Origin of the sequence: Chamaesiphon sp. VAR_69_metabat_338, assembly GCF_031423935.1 — a bacterium.
GTDB lineage: Bacteria > Cyanobacteriota > Cyanobacteriia > Cyanobacteriales > Chamaesiphonaceae > Chamaesiphon.
In genome coordinates this window covers 1-3,267 of sequence record NZ_JANPGM010000480.1, presented here as the reverse complement: position 1 = coordinate 3,267, position 3,267 = coordinate 1, and the positions used below count along the sequence as shown (strand labels likewise).

General features: G+C 47.8%; 5 protein-coding genes. 1 reads left to right on the top strand and 4 read right to left on the bottom strand.

The window, feature by feature from the left end; all coding sequences use genetic code 11:
• Positions 1-315: 315 nt before the first annotated feature.
• Positions 316-753 (top strand): Rrf2 family transcriptional regulator, encoded by a 438-nt coding sequence (locus RMO84_RS13280; protein WP_310488927.1) that lies wholly within the window; start codon positions 316-318, stop codon positions 751-753.
• A gap of 64 nt (positions 754-817) precedes the next feature.
• On the opposite strand, the gene RMO84_RS13275 is transcribed toward RMO84_RS13280, so the two are convergent.
• The 4 genes from RMO84_RS13275 to RMO84_RS13260 all read right to left on the bottom strand — a co-directional run.
• The gene (locus RMO84_RS13275; RefSeq protein WP_310488926.1) at positions 818-1,429 is read right to left on the bottom strand and encodes a zinc ribbon domain-containing protein; all 612 of its coding nucleotides are present in this window, start codon (positions 1,427-1,429) and stop codon (positions 818-820) included.
• Entirely contained in the window at positions 1,410-1,748 is a 339-nt protein-coding gene (locus tag RMO84_RS13270) for a recombinase family protein (RefSeq protein WP_310488925.1), read from the bottom strand. The genes RMO84_RS13275 and RMO84_RS13270 overlap by 20 nt, the downstream gene beginning before the upstream one ends.
• A 162-nt stretch (positions 1,749-1,910) precedes the next feature.
• Positions 1,911-2,567, bottom strand: a complete 657-nt coding sequence (upp, locus tag RMO84_RS13265; protein WP_310488924.1) for a uracil phosphoribosyltransferase — start codon at positions 2,565-2,567, stop codon at positions 1,911-1,913.
• Positions 2,568-2,748: 181 nt separating this feature from the next.
• A partial coding sequence (locus RMO84_RS13260) for an SAM-dependent methyltransferase (protein ID WP_396135853.1) occupies positions 2,749-3,267 on the bottom strand: 519 nt, incomplete at its 5' end.

The following is a 3,267-nucleotide window of genomic DNA, read 5'->3' as shown; positions in this document are numbered from 1 at the left end:
TCGGTGTTTTGCGGGGAGCGGGGAGCGACTGAAATCGCGCTGTAGACGAGCGAAGCGAGACGTGTCGCTAGCGGCTCGCAGCCGGGAGGTTCCCTCCCGGATTATGCGAGACAAGACAGACGGTTCCCTCAGCGTGCGTTTCAGTCAGCGACGCACACAACCTGGAGGTTTCCTCCAGGTTGTGTGCGTCAAGACAAGACAGCGGGGAGCGGGGAGTTGCGGTACCACAGTATGGGAGTTGGGAACTGCTATAACTACTCCAGATCGAGCGGAAAACCGTGATATCTTTAAATATAGTATCCGATCGAACTGCCTGTGGAACTATCTTCTCGACTAGAATATGCTTTAGTTGCGCTGCTGGAAATTGCCGATCGACAGTCGCAAGGCAAGCCGCTGAAGGTGAATGAGATTGCGGCGAGTCAGTCGTTACCGGAGCGATATCTCGATCAGATTTTTACATTGCTCAAACGGCAAGGGATTCTCTCCAGTCAGCGCGGCATGAAAGGTGGTTATCTCCTCGCTAGAGAACTGTGGCAGATTACGTTACTAGATGTGGTGGTCGCGATCGAGGGTGGTGGCGATCGCAAAAAAGTCGATCCGACTACTCCTAATACTCTCGAAAAAACCGTCATCGTGCAAACTTTTGCCGGAATTAAAGATTCGATGCATGAGATTCTGCAAAGTTATACTCTCCAAGATTTAGCGAAGACGTTAGAAGCGCAACGGCAAAATAGTCCGATGTATTATATTTAGGTTTTAGGCTTTAGGTTTTAGGTTTTAGATGCTTAGTGAAACCCAACAACCTTAACTAAAGTTTTCAGAAGATAAACTGCAATTGTAGATCTAAATTAGCAGCTTGCGGATCGATCGAGATCGATCTCATAAATTCCCGAAAATAGAAACGGCGTTCGGACTCAGATAAATCTAACCAAAACTGCGGAATCGACACAGTTTGAGCTAAAGCTTGGAGATTTACAGGTGGCAAGGCGGCTAATCGATCTTGCAATTGTGAGATTTCGGTTTTGAGTTTATATGTCTGTAAATAGACAGTTTCCCGCTGGCGTAGTTTCTCCTGTGGAGAATCGATTATACCCTCGCCGAGCGATGCTGGCAATCGCTCGATCGTCTGTTGTTTATCGCTAATATCTTGGGAGATTTTGGCTTTAAATCCATCTAAATTAGGTAGATTTGCTTGACTGACTGCTAATGATAAATCCGTACAAATCCGCTCGATCGTCGCATTCAAAACGCGCTCGTAACGAATCGATTTACACTGAGGTTGGCGATCGCAATTAGTCGGACGTAGATATAAATATTTTTCGACTCGACGCGGTGCGCTGACGGTAGTCACAGTCATAGTTTGACCGCAATGCGCGCAATGAACCAATCCCGCTAACGATCGCGGCGCGCTAGCGGTGCGGGGTGGCAAGCGGCGATTGGATTTTATCGATGAGTTGCAGCAAATTTAATTGCGGCTCAATTTCAGTTTCGGTAGTAATTAATTTAATTTGTGCTGCTTGTAATTTAGCTAAAACTTGCCGTACCTCGCGCACCGATTCGCCCAATTCATCCAACCGTCTGACTAATAAATAGTCTATCCGTCGATCGCTACTATCTTGCAACAATCGATCGAGTTCGTGACACGCTCTCAAGTCCCGATATACTCGATCGATCTCCCAGCCCCAGATCTCGCTGAGTGCTGATGCTTCAATTATTGGATCGGTATAAGTATAAGCAACAATTTGCATTTATTAAAACAGCAATGCATTCAGCTACTTAGATCTTAGATCTTAGATCGATCGCGTTTAACAAACAACAGGGATTTAAATAACTCATCTAAAAGGTGGATTGCTGTTATGTGAGAGTTTAAGCCCCCATCATAACAACCCAATTATCAATTATCAATTAATTTAAGTGGTGCCAAAGGCGCGATCGCCGACATCACCTAAGCCAGGGACGATAAAACCCGATTCATTAACGTGTTCGTCAATCATCGCCGCATAAACACTCAGTGTCGGATACACCTCGCTGAGTTTTTGCAGAGCTGGCGGTGCGGCGATAACAGCAATAATCCGCACGTAAGCCGGATCGATCCCTCTACTCACCAGTTCGTTCATCGCCTGCATTATCGTCCCGCCAGTCGCCAGCATCGGCTCGGCGATGAGGATGCGCGTCTGTGGGTCGAATCGATCGGGTAATTTATTGAGATAGCAACTGGGAAGTAATGTCTCTTCGTCGCGCACCAATCCCAGATGATAAATTGCCGATTCTAGCGGTAGCACCGACTGAATGCCATCAACTAAGGTCAATCCCGCTCTGAGAATCGGGACGATCGCCAGTTTAGTCTGCGGATGGACGAAAGTTGCAGTAGTTTCCGCCATCGGGGTCGGAATCTCGATGTCGATCGTCGGTAGCCATTCCCTAATTGCTTCGTAAGCCAACCATTTGCCCAGTTCGGCCAAGGTTTGACGCATGATTTTGGGCGTAGTCTCGACATTCCGCGCCATCCCCAACCAATGCTTGATTAATGGATGTGGGGGGACATAGACACGCAGTTGCATCGCCATAACAATTAGGGGTAGATAAATCGAATTTCTGCAATATCATAGCTTGTCTTCAGGCACTATTTGCCACTAGCGATCCGAGATTGGGCGCAAAGTTGGCGGATCTCGATCGAAGTTCCCGATCCTGCGGATCTTCAATAGATGCCAAGTCTTAATCTCTCCAAAGATCGATCGCCAATGGTTTTTAAATACCCGATCGAGATCGAGCTGATAATTCCTGATGTGCTGCCTCTGTCAGTAACTCCATCGCGGCTAAATCTGGTGTCGTGACGAGTTCGTCACCGATCGCATCCAACCACAACAAATACTCCATATTTCCGGCTGGCCCGACTAATGGCGACCAAGTCAAGCCGCGATAGTGCCAACCCAAATCTTGAGCTGCCGTTAATACCCCGAAAATCGCCCCGGCTTGAGCTGCTAAGTCTCTAACTACTCCATTCTTCCCGATCGCGCTTTTACCCACCTCAAACTGCGGTTTTACTAGCAATATGAGTTCGTGTGGCGGAGCCAGCAGGAGTTTTAAGGCTGGTAAAATTTTGGTCGCCGAAATAAATGAGACGTCTACTACGCCTAAATCTGGCAACGTCACTGGATAATGGCCATCGATGGCTTCGCCGTAGAGTTCGACGGGCGTGAGATGGCGAATATTCGTTCGTTCGCGCAAAATTACCCGATCGTCGGTGCGGAGCTTCCAATCAACTTG